The following is a 17720-nucleotide window of genomic DNA, read 5'->3' on the forward strand; positions in this document are numbered from 1 at the left end:
TAATGGTCAAGCACTCCCTCCAATACAATTGGAAAGTCTATCGGCGGCTATTGGGCTACCTGCTCGGCTATTGGCAGGTCCTGTTGTTGTCGGTGCTGTCGATGATGCTCGCGGCGCTGACCGAGCCGGCTTTGGCGTGGCTGATGAAGCCGCTGATCGACGGCGGCTTCGTCAACAAGGACCCTCACACCATGGTCTGGGTGCCGATGGCCATCGTCGGCGTCTTCCTGGTGCGCGGCCTGACCAGCTTCGTCAACGAATACACCGCCAGTTGGCTGACCGGCCATCTGGTGCAGACCTTGCGTCAGGAGATGTTCGCCAAGCTGGTCCGTCTGCCGGTGCCTTATTACGACGAGCACCAGTCGGGCCGCCTGATGTCGCGCATCGCCTACGATGTCAATCAGGTGACCGAGGCCGGTTTCAATGTGATCACCGTCACGGTGCGGGACGGCGTCACCGCCTTGTCCCTGCTGAGCCTGCTGTTGTGGATAGACTGGCAGCTGACGCTGATCTGCCTGGTGGTGATGCCGGCGGTGACGTGGTGCATGCGGGTGGTCGGCAAGCGGCTGCGCGGGCTGGCGCGAGAAAACCAGCAAAGCATGGCGCAGATGACCCAGATACTGGGCGAGAGCATAGACGGTCAGCGCGTGGTCAAGGTATACGGCGGAGAGGGGCAGGAAATCGCCCGTTTCAACCACTCGGCCGAGTCGCTGCGGCGCAATCAGGTCAAGCAGAGCGCCGCCAGCTCCGCCAGCACCGGGATCACCCAGTTGCTGATCGCCTGCGCGCTGGCGGCCATCCTGTATTTCGCCGCCCTGCGCGCCCAGCACGGCAATTTCAGCGCCGGCGGCTTCATGACCTTCCTGACCTCGATGATGGGGCTGTTCGCGCCGATCAAGCGCATCACCGGGGTGTCGCAGGCGATGCAACGGGGGCTGGCCGCCGCCGAGTCGGTGTTCTCCTTCCTGGATACGCCGGAAGAGCCGGACCATGGCCGGCGCGTGATGCCGCAGACCCGCGGCGAGCTGGCGTTCTCCGGCGTGTCCTTCAGTTATCCCGGCTCCGAGCGTGTCGCGCTGCAGGATATCGAGCTGACGGTGCGGGCGGGCGAGACGGTGGCCCTGGTCGGTTCGTCCGGCAGCGGCAAGACCACGCTGGTCAGCCTGGTTCCGCGCTTCTACGAACCCGACGCCGGCCGGCTGCTGCTTGACGGCGTGCCGTTGACCGACATTCCCTTGGCTGATCTGCGCGGCCATATCGCCATGGTCAGCCAGGATGTGCAGCTGTTCAACGACAGCGTCGCCGCCAATATCGCCTATGGCCGACAGGGCCGGGTCGCGCGCGAGGAGATCGTCGCGGCGGCGCGCGCGGCCAATGCGCTGGAGTTCATCGAGGCGATGCCGGAAGGCTTCGACACCATGATAGGCGAGAACGGCGTGCGCCTGTCCGGCGGACAGCGGCAGCGGCTGGCGATCGCCCGCGCCTTGTTGAAGAACGCCCCGTTGCTGATCCTGGACGAGGCGACTTCGGCGCTGGACACCCAGTCGGAACGGCTGGTGCAGGCGGCGCTGGAAAACCTGATGCAGAACCGCACCACCATCGTCATCGCCCATCGCCTGTCCACGATAGAGAACGCCGACCGCATCGTGGTGATGCACCAGGGGCGGCTGGCCGAAGAGGGCGGGCACCAGGAATTGCTGGCCAGGGGCGGCTTGTATGCACGCCTGCACAGCCTGCAGTTCCGCGAGCAGGACGAGGCCTAGCCAGGCTCTCAAAGCAAAAAGGCCGCGAATTCGCGGCCTTTTTTGCGTGCCTCCGATACCGGCGCGCTACAGTTCCATCGAGAACAACGGGTCCTGCGGGTCCAGCTGGCGGCCATTCTCCTGGATGGTGCGCCATACCGGCTGTCCCTGCACCTGTTCCCGCACGTCGCGGGCCAGCAGCGCGTAGGCCTTGCGGTTCCTGTCTTGCGAGTAGACGCGCAGCAGCGCCACCTTGGCGTGCAGATTGTCGGGATCGTCTTTCAGGGAATCCTTCAGGACCCTCACCGCTTCACGGGTGCGGCCGTAGGCTAGGTAGACTTCGGCCTCTCCCACCGGATCGATGCCGCGATGGGTCGGCTTGGTGTATCGCAGGCGTCGCCAGAACTGGCGCAAGGAATAATAGACAAGCATCAGGGCCAAGCTGCTGGCCAGTGCCGTAAAAACATCCATTCTGTTTCTCCCCCTCGGTGGTACAACATCTTATGTAGTCTGTTGATTATTCTGAAGAGGAGGGCGGCTTGGCAATCCGTATAAATCCGTAAACCGCCCGACAGCCCGAAATCAGCTGTTTGCCCGTAGCGTCCGCTCCAGTAGTTCGGGGGCCAGGCCGGGCTGGATCTCCGCCCGGCCCAGTTCGCGCAGCAGCACGTAGCGTACGGTGCCGGCCTCCACCTTCTTGTCGTGCGCCATCAGGCGCAGCCATTGTTCGGTGGGCATCTGCGGCGCCCGGACCGGCAGGCCGGCGGCGGCGATCAGTCGCCGCACCCGCTCGACGTCGGCGGCGGACAGCCAGCCCAGTTCGGCCGACGCGGCGGCGGCCAGCACCATGCCGGCGGCGACGGCTTCGCCGTGAAGCCAGACGCCGAAGCCCAGGCCGGCCTCGATCGCGTGGCCGAAGGTATGGCCCAGGTTCAACAGCGCGCGCACGCCATTTTCCTTTTCGTCTTCGGCGACGATGGCGGCCTTCATCTCGCAGCTGCGCTTCACCGCGTATTGCAGCGCCGCGCTGTCGCGGGCGCGCAGCGCGGCCATATTGTCCTCCAGCCAGGCCAGGAAGTCGGCGTCGCCGAGCAGGCCGTATTTGATCACCTCGGCCAGGCCGGCCGACAGCTCGCGTTCAGGCAGCGTCGCGAGCAGGTCCATGTCGGCGATCACCGCCTTCGGCTGGTAGAAGGCGCCTATCATGTTCTTGCCGAGCGGATGGTTGATCGCGGTCTTGCCGCCGACCGACGAGTCCACCTGCGCCAGCAGCGTGGTGGGAATCTGGATGAAGGGCGCGCCGCGCTGGTAGCAGGCGGCGGCGAAGCCGGTCATGTCGCCGATCACGCCGCCGCCCAGCGCGATCAGCGTGGTCTTGCGCTCGGCGTTGTCGGACAGCAGCGCGTCGAAGATCAGGTTCAGCGTCTGCCAGTCCTTGTGGACTTCGCCGTCGGGCAGCGTCACGGCGGCGCAGGACACGCCGCGGGCCTCCAGCGCGCCTTGCAGCCGGGCCAGGTAGAGCGGGGCGACGGTTTCGTTGCTGACGATGGCCACTTTCGGCAGCGGCAGGTGGGGCAGCAGCAGATCGACCTGTTCCAGCAATCCATGGCCAATATGTATCGGGTATCGGGTATCGGGCAGGATCAGGTCGAGGGTGATCACGAATCAGCTTCCTTGGCTTGGATGGCGGGCCTGCAACTGGTCCACCAGGCGGGCGACCAGAAGATTGACGTTTTGTTGGGTGGTGTCGACGATGATGTCGGCGATTTCACGGTACAGCGGGTCGCGTTCGTTGAACAGCGTTTCCAGCTTGGCGCGCGGATCGGCGATCTGCAGCAGCGGGCGGTTCTTGTCGTGCAGGGTGCGGGCCAGCAGATCGTCGATGGCGGCGCGCAGGTAGATGACGGTGCCGTAGCGCGCCAGCACCTGGCGGTTCTCCTCGCGCAGCACGGCGCCGCCGCCGGTGGCCAGCACGATGTCCTGCTGGCGGGCCAGATCGAGGATCACGCAGGCCTCGCGATTGCGAAAGCGCATTTCGCCCTCGATGTCGAAGATGGTGGCCACGCGCACGCCGGTGCGCGCCTCGATTTCCTGGTCGGAATCGTAGAACGTCTTGCCGGTGCGGCGCGCCAGCGCTCTGCCCACCGTGGTCTTGCCCGCGCCCATCAGGCCGACCAGAAAAAAGTTGCCTGCCAATTTCTCCATGGCAGGCATTGTAGCCGATAGCCGTCGGCTCTGTCTTGACCCCGTCAGCTGCCGGCGGCGATCAGGTCGTTGACCACTTTGGGGGTGATGAAAATCAGCAGTTCGCTGCGTTTGTCGATTTTCTGCGTGCTGCGGAACAGCGCGCCCAGCAAGGGGATGTCGCCGAGCAGCGGCACCTTGTTGGTCACATTGTCCAGCTGCTGCTGATAGATGCCGCCTATCACCACGGTGCCGCCGTTGTCGACCAGCACCTGGGTGACGATCATCTCCGTGGTCAGCGACGGCGTGCCGTTGACCGTCTGCTGGAAGTTGGCGGAATCCTTGTTGACGGTGACGTCCAGCAGCACGTGGTTGTCCGGCGTGATCTGCGGCTTTACCTTCAGGCTCAGCACCGCCTTCTTGAACGATACCGAGGTGGCGCCGCTGGAGCTGGCTTCCTGGTACGGAATTTCGGTGCCCTGCTCGACGGAGGCTTCCTGCCGGTCCGAGGTCATCACCCGCGGGCTGGAGATGATGCGGCCCTTGTCCTCGGCCTGCAGCGCCTGCAACTCCAGGCCGATGATGCCGGACTGGCCGACGCTGTACAGCGCGGTCAGCGAGCCGGCCGGATTGCTGATCGGCAGGTTGACGCCCGGAGTGACCGCGTACGGCGTCGGCGTCGCCGACTTCACCGGCGGAATGCGGCCGTTGGCGTTGGTGATGGAGTTGGCGAGGCCGCTGCCGCTGAGCAGGCCGGTGCTGCCCACGCGTTCGTAGGCGAGGCGCACGCCGAGATCGCGTTCCCAGTTGTCGGTGGCCTCGACGATGCGCGCCTCGATCAGCACCTGCTTCACCGGAATGTCGGTCTTGGCGATGATGTCGCGCAGCTTGTCTATCACGGTGCCGATGTCGTTGATGATCACGGTATTGGTTTTCGGATCGATCAGCACGCTGCCGCGCTCGGACAGCAGGCTCTCCTTCTTGCCGGAGGTGTTGTCGCCGTCCAGCACTTTCTTGAAGTCCTCGGCCGAGCGGTAGCGCAGCACGAAGGTTTCCGAGCGCAACGGCTCCAGCGTCGCCAGCTGCTGGCGCGCTTCCTGCAGCTGCTTGTCGCGCGCCAGGAGTTCGTCGCGCGGCGCGATTTGTATGATGTTGCCGTTGCGGCGCTGGTCCAGGCCCTTGGTCTGCAGGATCAGGTCCAGCGCCTGGTCCCAGGGCACGTCTTTCAGCCGCAGCGTGATATTGCCGCTGACCGAGTCGCTGGTGACGATGTTGAGCCCGGTGAATTCGGCGATCACCTGCAGCACGGTGCGCACTTCGATGTTCTGGAAGTTCAGCGACAGCTTGTCGCCCTTGTACTGCGGCTTGCCGTTGCCGGTGTCGGCCACCAGGTCCGCCGACGGGCGGCGCACCTCGACCACCAGCTTGCCGTCGGTCTGGTACGAGGAGTAATCCCAGTCGCCCTGCGGCATGATCAGCAGCCGGATGTTGTTGCCCTGGTTGACGGCGTCCACCTTGGCCACCGGCGTGCCGAAGTCGGTGACGTCGAGCCGGCGCACCTGCTGGCGCGGCAGCGCGGCGCCGATGACGTTCACCACCAGGTTCTTGCCGTCGCGGCGGATGTCGACCGGGGTGTTGGGGCTGGGCAGCGTCAGCGCCACCTGGCCCTCGCCGTTGCGGCCGCGGCGGAAGTCCAGGCTGGCGCCGGTCGACGCGCCGACCATCGGGGACGCCTGGTTTTGCGGCGGCAGCTGTTCGACCGGCGTGGCGTCCTGGCCCGGCGACAGCGAGCCGTCCAGCGTCAGCAGCAGCTTGTTGCCGCTGACCACGCTGCGGTAGGAGGCGTTGCGGGCCAGGCTGAGCACCAGCCGCGAGCGGCCGGTGGCCTCGACGGCGACGGCCGAGCGCACCAGCGCGCCGTCGCTGTTGACGGTTGGTTTGGCCAGCTTGACGCCGGTGTCGGCGAAGTCCAGCGCGATGCGCGGCGGATTGGACATGGCGAAGCTGTTGGGTCGCACCGCCGGACCGTCGAAGGTGATCTGCACCGTCTGCTGGTTGCCGTCGACCTTGCCCATCTCTATCGCGGTGATGGCCGGCCCCGCCCACGCGGCTTCCGCTGCCAGGCCCAGCGCCAGCCCGCCCAGCAATGCGATGGAAAACTTGTTCATTTGTTCTGCCCTTGTTCGTCAAGATGCAGGCTGCTGTCGCGCTGCACCCATTCCCCATTCAGGTCTTCGACGGTTTCGGAAAGCACGACTTGGGAATCGTCGATGGCGGTGACCTTGCCGAAATTGGGACCGATGTAGTTGCCGGACTGCACCCTGTAGATGGCGCCCTCCGGCGTGCGGATCAGCGCGTACATCGCATTGCCGCGCCTGAGCGTGCCCACCATCGCCAGCTTGTCCAGCTCATAGTTCTCCAGCGCTTCGCGCGGTCGCTTCATGTCGGGGGCGTTGGCCGAGTTCTGCGTCTTGCCGGCCTGCAGCTTCTGCGCGTTGAACGGATCCGTCAGGTCGAAGGCCTGGTAGCTGAACGGCTTGTAGGTCTGCACCTGCGGCAACGGCTCGATCTGGCCGCGCAGCCCCTGGCTGCTGGTGACCATCCAGGCTCTCAGATCTTCGGTGCCGGGACCGCCGCAAGCGCAGAGCAGCAGCGTCAGGGGCAGCAGTCCGGCCAGTCGTCTGTTCATCGCGTCGGCCCCCTCACTTGGCCGGCGCCGGCGCCAGTCCCGCCCGCTCGCTGGGTTCCAGCGCGCGGTAGGTGTGGGCGGTGGCGTCCATGGTCAGCCGGTTGTCCTTGCCATTGCTCGGATTGAGGCTGATGTCGCTGATGGTGACGATGCGGGACAGCTGGGCCACGTCGTTGACGAAGGCGGCCAGGTCGTTGTAACTGCCGGACAGGCGTATGGTGATCGGCACCTCGGCCATTTCCGCCGAACGGGTCTCGGTGCCGGGCTTGAACAGGTCGAACTGCAGGCCGCGGCCGATGCCTGCCTGGTTGATTTCGGTCAGCAAGGTGTCCATGTCGGACTTGGTCGGCAACTGCTTCAGCAGCGCGCCGAAGGAGGCGTCGATCTCCTTCAACTGCTGTTGCAGCGCGTCGAGGTTGACCGCCTGGCGCTTCTTGTCGATGAAGGTCTGCTTCAACTGATCCTCGTGCTGGCGCGCCTGGTTCAGGTGATCGTTCTGTTCGCCGAGCACGAAGAAGTACCCGAGCCCGATCACCAGCAGCGCCAGCAGCGCCAGCATCAGCCCCTGGGCCTGCAACGGCCAGTTGGGCATGTCCTTGGGGTCGAGCGCGCGTAGTTCGTCCAGCGTCATGGCTTGGCTCCCGGTGGTTTGCCGCCCGGCGGCGGCGTGGCAGGGGTCTGGCGCAGGCTGGCGTTCAGGGTGAAGGCGCTGACGCGCTGGTTGTTGACGATGGTGGCCGACACCTCGACCAGCACCGGCGCCTCGAAGCTCTCCGATTGGCCGAGCTGGCGCATGTAGCCGGACACGCGCGCGCCGGACTGGGCGTAGCCGGTCAGCGTGACCTGGTTGCCGGTCTGCTTGAAGGTGCGCAGATAGACGCCGTCCGGCGTCTGCCGGACCAGCTGGTCGAACAGGTGCACGGCCTCGTTGCGGCCTTCCTGCAGCCGCTCCACCAGCTGCTTGCGAGCCAACAGGTCGTCGCGTTGCTTCTTCAGTTTGCCGATGTCCTTGATCTGGCCGTCCAGCCTGCCGATCTCGGTCTGCAGGAACTGGTTGCGCACCTCCTGCTGCGCGACCTGATGGTCCAGCACCAGATAGGCCACGGTCACCAGCAGCAGCGACGCCACGGCGGTGGCGCCCAGCATCAGCTGGAAGCGCAGCCGGTGGGCGGCTTTTTTCTGCTCGCGGTGGGGGAGGAGGTTGATCCGTATCATTCAGTCGAACCTCCTGAGCGCCAGGCCGCAGGCGATCAGCAGCGAAGGCGCGTCCATCAGCAGCTCCTTCAACCGTATCGTCGGAGATTGCACCATGGTGGTGAACGGATTGGCGATCATGGTGCTGATCTGGGTGCGGCCGGCGACCGCGTCGTCTAGGCCGGGCAGCATGCTGCAGCCGCCGGCGAGCAGGATGTAGTCGACGCGCAGATACTGGGACACGCTGACGGTGGTGTAGAAGAACTGCAACGCGCGCTGGATCTCCTGGGCCAGCGAATCGATGAAGGGGTGCATCAGCTCCGGCTCGTAGCCGTCGGGCAGCGCCATGCTGCGCTTGCCGTTCTCGGCCTCGTCGAAGCTGATGTTGTAGCGGCGCTGGATGTCGCGCGTCAGCTGGTGGCCGCCGAAAGCCTGCTCGCGGTAGTAGATCTGCTGGCTGTTGCGGATGATGTTGCAGTGGATGCGGGTGGCGCCGATGTCGAACAGCGCGAAGGTCTGGTTCATGCCCTGGTCGGGCAGTTGCTGCTGGATCTGCTCGAAGGCGGTCATCATCGCGAACGATTCGACGTCGACCACCTGGGCGCGCAGGCCGGCCATCTCGACCACCGCCACCCTCTCCTCGACCTTCTCCTTGCGCGCGGCGCACAGCAGCACTTCCAGGTCGTCTATGCTGGACGGCGACGGGCCGAGCACCTGGTGGTCGAGATTGACCTCGTCCAGCGGGAACGGAATGATCTGGTTGGCCTCGGACTCCAGCATCTGGTCGAGGTCCTCGGTCTGGCTGACCGGCACCAGCAGCTTCTTGTAGATGGCCATCTGCGTCGGAATGGCGATGGCGGCGCTGCGTATCGGGCTGCCCAGTCGCTTCCAGGCATGGCGCAGCGCTTCGGCGATGCCGTCGATCTCCACCAGATTGCCATCGTTGACGGCGTCCTTGGGCAGCGCCTCTATCACATAGCGCTCGACCTGGTAGTTCTTGCCATTGCGCGACAGCTCCACCAGCTTGATCGCGGTATTGCTGATATCCAGGCCCAGCAGCGGCGCGTTGCGGGATTTCCCGAGTCCCAGTTGTTCGAGCCACGGCTGTCCGAACCTAAGTTTGTCGAATAGCATCTGCGCCTCAATCCCGTCTCTTCGCAACAGAATTTCGAACTGTTGCCGCCATTGTTTGTCTTGTTGGCTTTCACAAGACGTTATAATCCGGTTTCCAGTGAAAGCCCATCGTAAATATGCTCAGACGATTTCTTGCAATATTGGCAGGCGTGTTTCTTGGCGGCGTGGTACTGCTGGCGGGCGCCGCAGCCATTGCTGTCATCATAACCTACCCGCGACTGCAAAGCCTTGATGTAATCACCGATTACCGGCCAAAAATCCCGCTTCGCGTCTATTCCGCCGACAACCAGCTGTTGGGCGAGTTCGGCGAGGAGCGGCGCTCCTTCTCCCGCATCCACGAGGTTCCGCAGCTGATGAAGCAGGCGGTGCTGGCCGCGGAGGACGAGCGTTTCTATCAGCATAGCGGCATAGATTATCTCGGCATCATGCGCGCCGCCGTCGGCAATCTGGTGTCCGGCCATGCCCGCTCCGGCGCCAGCACGATCACGATGCAGGTGGCGAAGAACTTCTTCCTGTCCAGCGAGAAGACCTTCACCCGCAAGTTCAACGAAGCCTTGCTGGCGTTCAAGATCGAGCACACCTTGAGCAAGGACCAGATTCTGGAGCTGTACTTCAACCAGATCTATCTGGGCCAGCGCGCCTACGGCTTCGCCGCCGCCGCCCAGGCTTACTACGGCAAGCCGCTGAACCAGCTGACCGTCGCGCAGATGGCGATGCTGGCCGGCCTGCCGAAGGCGCCGTCGGCCTACAATCCCATCGTCAATCCGGACCGCGCCAAGCTGCGGCAGCAGTACGTGCTGCGTCGCATGCGCGAACTGAACTTCATTACCCAGCAGCAATATGATGAAGCGTTGAACGAGCCATTGCAGCTGGCCAGTCAGGCGGCCGATACCAGCCAGCCCGGCCAATATGTTGCGGAAATGGTACGCCAGGCGATGTACGAGCGTTACAAGGAGGCCGCTTACACCGAGGGCTTCAAGGTGTACACGACTTTGGACAGCCGCCACCAGAAGTGGGCCTACGACGCCTTGCGCGCCGGCCTGGTCGACTATGACCGCAAGATGGGCTATCGCGGACCGGAAAGCGTGCTCGACCTGCCGTCCGGCGAAGGCGAGGACCTGACCGAGGCGCTGGACGAGGCGATGGGCGATCTGCGCGACAGCGGCGACATGCTGCCGGCCATCGTGCTGTCGGCCAGCCCGTCCGAGGTGCGCGCCTATATGCGCGGCGGCAAGACCGCGATCCTCAAGGGCCCGGGCCTGGAGTTCGCCCGCCGCGCGCTGAGCGGCAAGGCCTCGGCCCAGCTGCAGATCCGCCGCGGCGCGGTGATCCGCGTGCTGGCCAACGCCAAGGGTTACTGGGAAATCGTGCAGATGCCCGAGGTGGAGGGCGCCTTCGTGTCGCTGGACACCCGCACCGGCGCGATCAAGTCGCTGGTCGGCGGCTTCGACTTCAACCGTCGCAGCTTCAACCATGTGACCCAGGCCTGGCGTCAGCCCGGTTCGTCGTTCAAGCCGTTCATCTATTCGGCCGGCGTCGAGCGCGGCATCACGCCGTCGACGCTGATCAACGACGCTCCGCTGTCGGTGCCGGGCGTCAACGGCCAGCTGTGGGAGCCGAAGAACGACGACGGCAAGTTCGCCGGCCTGATCACGCTGCGCCAGGGCCTGACCCGGTCCAAGAACCTGGTGTCGGTGCGCGTGCTGATGGCGGTGGGCACCGACTACGCCCAGCAGTACATCCAGCGCTTCGGTTTCTCCGCCAAGCAGCATCCGGCCTATCTGCCGATGGCGCTCGGCGCCGGTTCGGTGACGCCGTTGCAGATGGTCGAGGGCTATTCGGTGTTCGCCAACGGCGGCTACCGCACCAAGGCCTATTTCATCGACCGCATCGAAGACCAGTCCGGCCGCGTGCTGGCCAAGACCGTGCCCACCGTGGCCGGCCAGAACGCGCAGCAGGCGATAGACCCGCGCAACGCCTTCATCATCCGTTCGATGCTGGGCGACGTGGTGCGCTACGGCACCGGCTTCCGCGCGATGAGCCTTGGCCGCACCGATCTCGCCGGCAAGACCGGCACCACCTCGGATTGGAAGGACGCCTGGTTCGTCGGCTTCAACCCCAATCTGGCGGCGGCCACCTGGGTCGGTTTCGACCAGCCGCGCTCGCTCGGCCGCTACGGCTATGGCGGCACCGCGGCGCTGCCGATCTGGATCAACTACATGGGCAATGCGCTGAAGGGCCAGCCGGTAGTGGCGCCGCCGGTGCCGCAGGGCATCGTGGTGAAGCCGGGCGCCGGTCAGCGCGGCGGCGACGAGTACTACTACGAGGAGTTCCAGAAGACCAATCCGGAGCTGCGCATCGACAATCAGGGCACCGTGCCCGGCGGCGACGAAGACGCCAGCGCGCCGAAGTCCGACGCCGACGGCAACAAGCCGGCCGCGCAGGACGCGGTGGAGAACGTCAAGGACCAGTTGTTCTAGACGGCGGCGCGGCAATGAACAACCCCGGCGGAATCGCTTCCGCCGGGGTTTTTTCATGCGCGGCTCGAAAGAGACCTTGAACCGGCTCTCAGAACCTGTTCACGGTCTTTTTCCGGCAGCGGCCATTTTTTGTCGGATGCAGGGAGCGGAAAACGGCCCCGAAGGGCAGCCCAGCCAGGCGGCCATCTGCCGCGTTGTCGGGCTGGGCCTTGGAATCACCAAGGCCTGCCCCCTCCGCCTTGCATCTGGCCGCCTGGCTTGGCTGCGCTGCTTGAAAAAAGATCGTGAACAGGTTCTCAGGACTGGGCGGGGCAGCGGCTCAGCAGCCGCTGGATGTCGGCCGGCTGCAGCACGTCGTGCTCCATGCCGCGCTGCAATAAGGCCATCAGATAATGTCTGCCGAAAATGGGCGAACCCTCCCATTCGCTGCCTCGTCCGCCGAGAATGGTGGGCAGCGTGATCAGCACTTTTTCTCCATTGATGACATCGATCGCGAATTCGTCTTCGCGAATGGATTCAGGGATGCTTTGGCTGTGCATGGCGGATCGACCTCGGGGTGCGGATGCGATGTTTTATCGACGGTGCGCGCGCGGTGGGAGTGACGTAAATATTTTAATGTGGTTCAGCGATATTATATTATCATACTGCGAGCGGCAATGGCGAAAGCGCTAATACGTGTTGAATGTGCGGGTCTCGATAATGTCCTAATAAGTTTTATCTGTGTTTAATTTATTTTGTAGGGCACAGTTTTAATTCGAGACGTATACACAATTAACTTTCGTTTGCGCAGGTGATTTCACCGCTTTATATTTGGCGGTCCGTTACCAGGCGGTACGGCAGAATCTCGCTTTTCCGATGGCGCGGATCTTGCGGCATCGAAATTGGAAAAGGGCGATTTCAACCATATTCGGGATAGGCGAATGGCGAAAGGCATGGAAAGGGGGCTGCAGGAGGATCAGGGCCTGCTGGCGGCGATTGCCCGCAATCTGGCCGGCCTGATGAGCAGGCATGGCGTCGACGCGATGCGGCTGAGCGATGAAACCGGCCTCGGCATCGCCACCATCAATAATCTGCGGCGTGGCGTCGGCAATCCGACGCTTTCCACGCTGGGCGAGATCGCCCGTTATTTCCAGGTGGGCATTGGCGAATTGGCCGCCGTCGATCCGGACGTCGCGACGGAGCGTGGTCCGGCGGTATTTTCGATGCCGCTGACCGGCATAGGCCGGCTCGGGGATTTCATCGACGCAGGCGTGGCGGATCTGGGCCATTACTGCGCCGAAGTGGCCGGTTATGCCGGCCGGACGCTGTTCGCGGTGCTGGTCAACAACGACACGCTGTACCCGCATTACGCTCAGGGCACGGTGTTCATCATGGTGCGGGAAAGCCGGCCGCAGGACGGTGATATCGTGCTGGTGCGGATAGGGGACAACCCGCCTTGTCTGCGCCGGGTATACGTGGAGGAGGAATTCTTGCTGTTTCTGTCGATTTCGGCGCTGAACGACATGGCGCCTTCGCTGTATAAAAACTACCAGGTGCTGGCCGTGGTGCTGAAAGCCATCAAGACTTTGTCGGGGGGCGCGCGGTGAACGAATTCCGCCTGTACGGACTGATCGTCGGCTTGACGGTCACCATCATGATTATTTGCGATTCGCTGGTGTACAAGACGGTGGATATCTACAGCCTGAAGATCACCGCCAGCGGCATCGTGTTTTCGCTGTGCTATCTGCTGTCGACCATTTCCACCGAAGTATACGGTTACAAGCTCGGCGGGCGCACGGTGTGGATCATCGTCATCTGTCAGACGCTGTTCGTGTTGATCCTGAACGCCTTCGCGCTGATCCAGCCGGACAACAACGCCATTTCCAAGCAGTACTACCAGCTGTTCCATGAATTCTGGCGGGTGATGGTGGGCACCTGGATTTCGGTGCCGGCCTCGTATTTCTGCAACGGTTTCATCGTGTCGCGGCTGAAGATCTTTTTCGCCGGCCGCTTCTTCTTCGTCCGTTATCTGATCGCCTCGATGCTGGCGCAGGCGGTGCTGTTGCTGACCGCCTATCCGATCAGCCTGTCGTCCAAGTACAGCGGCGCCGAGCTGGTCAACATCATCGCCACCACCTGGTCGTACAAGGTGTGCATGTCGGTGTTGCTGTTGCCGTTGGGTTATTACCTGGTGGCGGTGATCAAGAAGATAGAGCGAACCGACTATTTCGACTGGGAAGTCTCCTACAATCCGCTGGCGGTCTTCCGCGACAACGGCGACGGCGTCGAACGCAACCGTTTTGGCAGGGCCCGCGCATGAAGCTCCTGCAATTGACCGACCTGCATCTGTTCGCCGAGCGCGGCGGCCGTCTGCTCGGCCGCGACACCCATGCCGCGCTGGACAGGGTGCTGGCCGCGGTGAAGGCGATGGGGCCGGGCGCCGCCGACGCGGTGCTGCTGACCGGCGACGTGTCGCAGGACGAGTCGGAAGGCTCGTACCGGCTGGCGGCCGAGGCGCTGGCCGGTCTCGGTCTGCCGGTGTACTGGATCGCCGGCAACCACGACGTCCGGCCGACGATGGCGCGGGTGTTCGCCGACTACGCCTTCCTGCGCCCGCTGGACGTGGTGGAGCTGGGCGGCTGGACCTTCATCGGCGTCGACAGTTGCGTGGCGGGACAGGACGCCGGCGAGATTGCCGAAGCCGAGCTGACGCTGTTGCGCCGGCGCCTGGCGACGGTCGGGCAGGGCAAGGCCGCGGTGGTGCTGCACCACCATCCGCTGGCGGTGGGCACGCCGCTGCTGGACGATTGCATGCTGAGGCAGAGTTCGCGTTTCTGGCGGGCGGCGCTGGACGCCAGGCTGCCGCTGGTCATCTGCGGCCATGTGCACGGCGAACACAGCCTGTCCTATCGAGGCTGCGCGCTGGAAGTGGCGCCGGCCACCTGTTTCCAGTGGCGCGACGGCGCCTGCGATATCGAGATCGACGACAGGGCCGGCTACCGGCTGTTCCGCTTCGAGGCCGACGGCTACCGGGTAGCCAGCTTATTTGCGTGAGCGCAGCGGCACCACGTTGTCGGCTTCCGCTCCGGCTTCGGCGCGGCCTTGCGTCGCCAGCGCCCGCAGCTGGCCGGATACCTTGCGGCCCTTGTTGAAGCCGGTTTCGTAGGCGATCTTGCAGATTTCGTGCGGCGGCAGGCGCTGGAACAAGTCGATGTTGCCGCAGATGCTCTCGCCGGAATACACCTCCTCGCGGCCGTGATTGGCGATGCGGTACTGGTTGCCGCGAATGGCCTCGGTGACCCGGCATTCGCCGGCGCTTTCCTTCAGGCTGTTCTCGTACAGCGCGATGCCGATCAGGTCCTTCGGATTGACCGCCGACAGAATCTGCACGTTTTCGATGATGTCGCGGTGGCGCAGCTTGATGATGTCGTGGGTGCCGTACTGCTTGAACACGTAGACGGTGGCGTCGCCGTCCCGGCCGGGCACGATTTCGCACAGCGACAACTGATAGGGCGGGTTGAAGACGGCCGCGATCCAGTTCTTTAAATTGCGCAGGCTTTGAAACGGCATCGGGTTCTCGTCGTCGCTGTGAAACCGCCGACGGTTTGCCGGGAGCGGGTTTCGGTTTGGGGAGTGGACAGCAAGCGGCCTGTCCGGCCGCGCGTATCGGGGCCGGACGGCTCGATCGGCGCGAAACTGGGCGCAGTATAAACCCGCGCCAGATGAGATGTCTTTGGCATTTTATTATTCAAATTAGTACAATATGCCCACCCGGCCGGCGCGCAAGCCCCGGCGGCGGGCGTCGCGCAAGGGAATTCCAGCCGGTTTCCCGGGTCAGATCAACTGACCTTTATTATTAATTTTGTCGCCCGGGCCTGCGTCGAAGGCCGCATCGTTCTACAATGTCGGGCTAGTCTTGCAGGAGTACCCGATGCCTTATACCAAGATCGCGGTGGTCGCCATCTTCGTGCTGTCCACCCTCTATGTGCATTTCCGCGGCCGCGTGCGGCTGGGATTCTGGCGCCAGCTGAGCGATCATTCGACCATCATGGCGCCGATCAACTGCTTCATGTATCTATTTTCCAAGGTGCCGCCCAAGCCCTATCTGCCGGTGGAGCGCTTCCCCGAACTGCAGGCCTTGACCGCCAACTGGGAGAAGATCCGCGAAGAGGCGGTGGCGCTGTACGACCGCGGCAATATCAAGGCTTCGGACAAGTACGACGATCTCGGTTTCAATTCCTTCTTCAAGACCGGCTGGAAGCGCTTCTATCTGAAGTGGTACGGCCAGGACCACGCGTCGGCGCAGGCCTTGTGCCCGTATACCACCGATTTGCTGAGGCAGTTCCCCAACATCAAGGCGGCGATGTTCACCGCGCTGCCGCCGGGCAGCCGGCTGGTGCGTCACCGCGACCCGTTCGCCGGCTCGGTGCGCTACCACCTGGGCCTGATCACGCCGAACGACGACCGCTGCTACATCGACGTCGATGGCCAGCAATACAGCTGGCGCGACGGCGAGGCGGTGATCTTCGACGAGACCTATCTGCACTACGCCGAGAACACCACCGACCAGAACCGCATCATTCTGTTCTGCGACGTCGAGCGGCCGATGTGGTTCTGGCCGGCGCGCGTGATCAACCGCATCGTCAGCCGGGTGCTGGTCGGCGCCGCCAATTCGCCGAACGAGGCGGGCGACCGCACCGGCGCGCTGAACCGCGCCTTCCGTTACATCCAGCAGGTGCGCTTGTTCGGCAAGAAGATCAAGGCGCAAAGCCGTTTCACCTACTACCTGCTGAAGTGGCTGATCCTCGGCGGTCCGATCATGCTGTGGCTGTTCTGGGGCGCGTGGCGCTGAGAACGGACCGGCTGTCGAAGTAGAAAACCGCGCCCCTGGGCGCGGTTTTTATTTGGCGGAGCGAGCCTGGCGGAGGATCAGCGGTCGATCAAGCCGCCGCCCAGCGCCTTGTACAGCGCCACCGCGTTGCCGAACTCGCCGCGCCGCAGGTCGAGCAGCGCCTGTCTGGCGGCGTAGAGCTGGCGCTGGGCGTCCAGCAATTCCAGCCGGCCGTCGACGCCGGCGCGGTAGCGTTGGGCCGACAAATCGGCGCGGCGCTCGGCACTGGCCACCGTTCTGTCCTGGGCGGCGATCTGCCGGCCGAAGGTTTCGCGCCCGGCCAGGCCGTCGGCCACTTCGCGGAATGCGGTCTGGATCGCGCGTTCGTACTCGGCGACGGCGCCGGACTTGCGCAGTTCGGCCAGGCGCAATTCGGCGCGCAACCGGCCGGTCGGGAACAAGGGCAGCGAAACCTGGGGCGCGAAGCTCCAGGCGCGGTGGCCGCCGTCGAACAAGCCGCGCATCGCCGGACTGGCGAAGCCCAGCGAGGCGGTCAGCGACAGGCTGGGAAAGAAGGCCGCGCGCGCCGCGCCGATGTCGGCGTTGGCGGCCACCAGCTCTTGTTCCGCCTGCAGGATGTCCGGCCGGCGCAGCAGCAGATCGGACGGCAGGCCCGCCGGCAGCCGCGTCGCCACCGGCTGGGTCTCCAGCGGCAGCGGAGCAGGCAGATCGGCCGGCGGCTCCGCGCCGACGAGCAGCCGCAGCGCGTTGCCGGCTTGCGCGAGGGCGCGGACGCGCGCCTCCAGGTCCGCTTCGGCGCCTGCGACCTGGCCCTCGGCCTGAGCCACGTCCAGGCCGCTGCTCTGATGGCCCGCTTTCAGCCGGCGCGCCAGGTCCAGCGATTGCCGCCAGTCGGCCAGCGTGCGCACGGCCAGCCGCTTTTGCTCGTCGGCCAGCCGCTCGGCGAAGTAGGCGTCCGCCACCGCGCCCACCAGCGAAATCTGCGCGGCCCGCCGGCCCTGTTCGCTGGCCAGATAGCGGGCGAAGGCGGCGTCGGACAGCGATTGCATGCGGCCGAACAGATCGATCTCGAAGGCGCTCAGCGCCAGGTTGGCGCTGTACTGCGTCTGCGTGGCAGCCGGCAGGGTCCCGTTGGCCGGCGTGCGCTGGCGCATGGCGCCGGCCGCGCCGTTTATCTGGGGCAGCTGTTCGCTGCGCTGGATGCCGTACTGGGCCTGGGCGGCCTCGACGTTCAGCGCGGCCAGCCGCAGATCGCGGTTGTTGCTCAGCGCCAGTTCGATCAGCCGCTGCAGCCGCGGGTCGCCGAACATCGCGCGCCAGCCAAGCGTGGCCGCGTGGGCACCGGACGCGTCGCCGGAGGCGGCGGGGAAGGCCGCCGGCACCGGCAGATCGGGTTTGATCAGCGGCTGGGTCAGCGAGCAGGCCGACAGGGCCAGGACGACGGGAAGAATGATGAATCTCATGGT

Annotated in this window: 17 protein-coding genes; 6 read left to right on the forward strand and 11 right to left on the reverse strand. The window is 64.6% G+C overall.

The genetic code is table 11. The annotated features are described in order from the left end of the window. Positions 1–2 precede the first annotated feature (2 nt). Positions 3–1763 (forward strand): lipid A export permease/ATP-binding protein MsbA, encoded by a 1761-nt coding sequence (gene msbA / locus CXB49_RS00965; RefSeq protein ID WP_101706678.1) that lies wholly within the window; start codon positions 3–5, stop codon positions 1761–1763. Positions 1764–1829: 66 nt separating this feature from the next. On the opposite strand, the gene CXB49_RS00970 is transcribed toward msbA, so the two are convergent. From CXB49_RS00970 to CXB49_RS01000, 8 genes are all read right to left on the reverse strand, one after another. Continuing rightward, a complete protein-coding gene (locus tag CXB49_RS00970; protein ID WP_233492903.1) occupies positions 1830–2213 on the reverse strand; it encodes a FimV family protein in 384 nt (127 codons plus the stop codon). 111 nt (positions 2214–2324) lie between these two features. Beyond that, positions 2325–3404, reverse strand: coding sequence for a 3-dehydroquinate synthase (gene aroB / locus CXB49_RS00975; protein WP_199406752.1), 1080 nt, complete (start codon positions 3402–3404; stop codon positions 2325–2327). 3 nt (positions 3405–3407) lie between these two features. After that, complete coding sequence (gene aroK, locus CXB49_RS23845; protein ID WP_199406753.1) at positions 3408–3956, reverse strand: shikimate kinase AroK; 549 nt, start codon at positions 3954–3956, stop codon at positions 3408–3410. A gap of 35 nt (positions 3957–3991) precedes the next feature. After that, entirely contained in the window at positions 3992–6094 is a 2103-nt protein-coding gene (gene pilQ, locus CXB49_RS00980) for a type IV pilus secretin PilQ (protein ID WP_101706679.1), read from the reverse strand. Further along, positions 6091–6615, reverse strand: a complete 525-nt coding sequence (locus tag CXB49_RS00985; RefSeq protein WP_101706680.1) for a pilus assembly protein PilP — start codon at positions 6613–6615, stop codon at positions 6091–6093. The genes pilQ and CXB49_RS00985 overlap by 4 nt, the downstream gene beginning before the upstream one ends. Positions 6616–6628: 13 nt before the next feature. Continuing rightward, a complete protein-coding gene (locus CXB49_RS00990) occupies positions 6629–7246 on the reverse strand; it encodes a type 4a pilus biogenesis protein PilO (RefSeq protein ID WP_101706681.1) in 618 nt (205 codons plus the stop codon). After that, positions 7243–7830 carry a PilN domain-containing protein gene (locus tag CXB49_RS00995; protein ID WP_101706682.1) on the reverse strand — a complete coding sequence of 196 codons (588 nt, stop codon included), beginning with the start codon at positions 7828–7830 and terminating at the stop codon, positions 7243–7245. The genes CXB49_RS00990 and CXB49_RS00995 overlap by 4 nt, the downstream gene beginning before the upstream one ends. After that, positions 7831–8943 (reverse strand): pilus assembly protein PilM, encoded by a 1113-nt coding sequence (locus CXB49_RS01000; protein ID WP_101706683.1) that lies wholly within the window; start codon positions 8941–8943, stop codon positions 7831–7833. It abuts the gene before it with no gap. A 164-nt stretch (positions 8944–9107) separates the two neighbouring features. Between CXB49_RS01000 and CXB49_RS01005 the strand changes: the two genes are divergently transcribed. Beyond that, positions 9108–11423, forward strand: a complete 2316-nt coding sequence (locus CXB49_RS01005; RefSeq protein WP_233492904.1) for a penicillin-binding protein 1A — start codon at positions 9108–9110, stop codon at positions 11421–11423. A gap of 296 nt (positions 11424–11719) precedes the next feature. Here CXB49_RS01005 and CXB49_RS01010 read toward each other — a convergent pair whose 3' ends face one another. Next, on the reverse strand, positions 11720–11962 hold the full coding sequence (locus tag CXB49_RS01010) for a hypothetical protein (RefSeq protein WP_101706685.1): 243 nt from the start codon (positions 11960–11962) through the stop codon (positions 11720–11722). Between the two features lie 381 nt (positions 11963–12343). Here CXB49_RS01010 and CXB49_RS01015 point away from each other — a divergent pair, with 381 nt between their 5' ends. Genes CXB49_RS01015 through CXB49_RS01025 form a run of 3 tightly spaced genes read left to right on the forward strand, consistent with a single transcriptional unit; the run spans position 12344 to position 14456 of the window. After that, the gene (locus tag CXB49_RS01015; protein ID WP_101706686.1) at positions 12344–13009 is read left to right on the forward strand and encodes a helix-turn-helix domain-containing protein; all 666 of its coding nucleotides are present in this window, start codon (positions 12344–12346) and stop codon (positions 13007–13009) included. Further along, a complete protein-coding gene (locus CXB49_RS01020) occupies positions 13006–13722 on the forward strand; it encodes a VUT family protein (RefSeq protein WP_199406754.1) in 717 nt (238 codons plus the stop codon). The genes CXB49_RS01015 and CXB49_RS01020 overlap by 4 nt, the downstream gene beginning before the upstream one ends. Continuing rightward, positions 13719–14456, forward strand: coding sequence for a metallophosphoesterase (locus tag CXB49_RS01025; protein WP_101706687.1), 738 nt, complete (start codon positions 13719–13721; stop codon positions 14454–14456). The genes CXB49_RS01020 and CXB49_RS01025 overlap by 4 nt, the downstream gene beginning before the upstream one ends. Here CXB49_RS01025 and CXB49_RS01030 read toward each other — a convergent pair. Beyond that, positions 14445–14972: a hypothetical protein gene (locus CXB49_RS01030; RefSeq protein ID WP_101706688.1), complete on the reverse strand. Its 528-nt coding sequence runs from the start codon at positions 14970–14972 to the stop codon at positions 14445–14447. The two genes, CXB49_RS01025 and CXB49_RS01030, sit on opposite strands and share 12 nt — an antisense overlap. Before the next feature lie 361 nt (positions 14973–15333). Here CXB49_RS01030 and lpxO point away from each other — a divergent pair, with 361 nt between their 5' ends. Beyond that, positions 15334–16254, forward strand: a complete 921-nt coding sequence (lpxO, locus tag CXB49_RS01035) for a lipid A hydroxylase LpxO (RefSeq protein ID WP_101706689.1) — start codon at positions 15334–15336, stop codon at positions 16252–16254. 77 nt (positions 16255–16331) lie between these two features. On the opposite strand, the gene CXB49_RS01040 is transcribed toward lpxO, so the two are convergent. Then, entirely contained in the window at positions 16332–17717 is a 1386-nt protein-coding gene (locus CXB49_RS01040; protein WP_101706690.1) for an efflux transporter outer membrane subunit, read from the reverse strand. Positions 17718–17720: the final 3 nt, after the last annotated feature.

The sequence above is a fragment of the Chromobacterium sp. ATCC 53434 genome, assembly GCF_002848345.1.
Taxonomy (GTDB): domain Bacteria; phylum Pseudomonadota; class Gammaproteobacteria; order Burkholderiales; family Chromobacteriaceae; genus Chromobacterium.

Excerpts from the sequence above, each read along its gene's own strand:
- msbA (WP_101706678.1), top strand. The coding sequence starts at position 3 with ATGGTCAAGCACTCCCTCCAATACAATTGGAAAGTCTATCGGCGGCTA.
- CXB49_RS00970 (WP_233492903.1), bottom strand. The coding sequence starts at position 2,213 with ATGGATGTTTTTACGGCACTGGCCAGCAGCTTGGCCCTGATGCTTGTC.
- aroK (WP_199406753.1), bottom strand. The coding sequence starts at position 3,956 with ATGCCTGCCATGGAGAAATTGGCAGGCAACTTTTTTCTGGTCGGCCTG.
- pilQ (WP_101706679.1), bottom strand. The coding sequence starts at position 6,094 with ATGAACAAGTTTTCCATCGCATTGCTGGGCGGGCTGGCGCTGGGCCTG.
- CXB49_RS00985 (WP_101706680.1), bottom strand. The coding sequence starts at position 6,615 with ATGAACAGACGACTGGCCGGACTGCTGCCCCTGACGCTGCTGCTCTGC.
- CXB49_RS00990 (WP_101706681.1), bottom strand. The coding sequence starts at position 7,246 with ATGACGCTGGACGAACTACGCGCGCTCGACCCCAAGGACATGCCCAAC.
- CXB49_RS00995 (WP_101706682.1), bottom strand. The coding sequence starts at position 7,830 with ATGATACGGATCAACCTCCTCCCCCACCGCGAGCAGAAAAAAGCCGCC.
- CXB49_RS01000 (WP_101706683.1), bottom strand. The coding sequence starts at position 8,943 with ATGCTATTCGACAAACTTAGGTTCGGACAGCCGTGGCTCGAACAACTG.
- CXB49_RS01010 (WP_101706685.1), bottom strand. The coding sequence starts at position 11,962 with ATGCACAGCCAAAGCATCCCTGAATCCATTCGCGAAGACGAATTCGCG.
- CXB49_RS01015 (WP_101706686.1), top strand. The coding sequence starts at position 12,344 with ATGGCGAAAGGCATGGAAAGGGGGCTGCAGGAGGATCAGGGCCTGCTG.
- CXB49_RS01025 (WP_101706687.1), top strand. The coding sequence starts at position 13,719 with ATGAAGCTCCTGCAATTGACCGACCTGCATCTGTTCGCCGAGCGCGGC.
- CXB49_RS01030 (WP_101706688.1), bottom strand. The coding sequence starts at position 14,972 with ATGCCGTTTCAAAGCCTGCGCAATTTAAAGAACTGGATCGCGGCCGTC.
- lpxO (WP_101706689.1), top strand. The coding sequence starts at position 15,334 with ATGCCTTATACCAAGATCGCGGTGGTCGCCATCTTCGTGCTGTCCACC.
- CXB49_RS01040 (WP_101706690.1), bottom strand. The coding sequence starts at position 17,717 with ATGAGATTCATCATTCTTCCCGTCGTCCTGGCCCTGTCGGCCTGCTCG.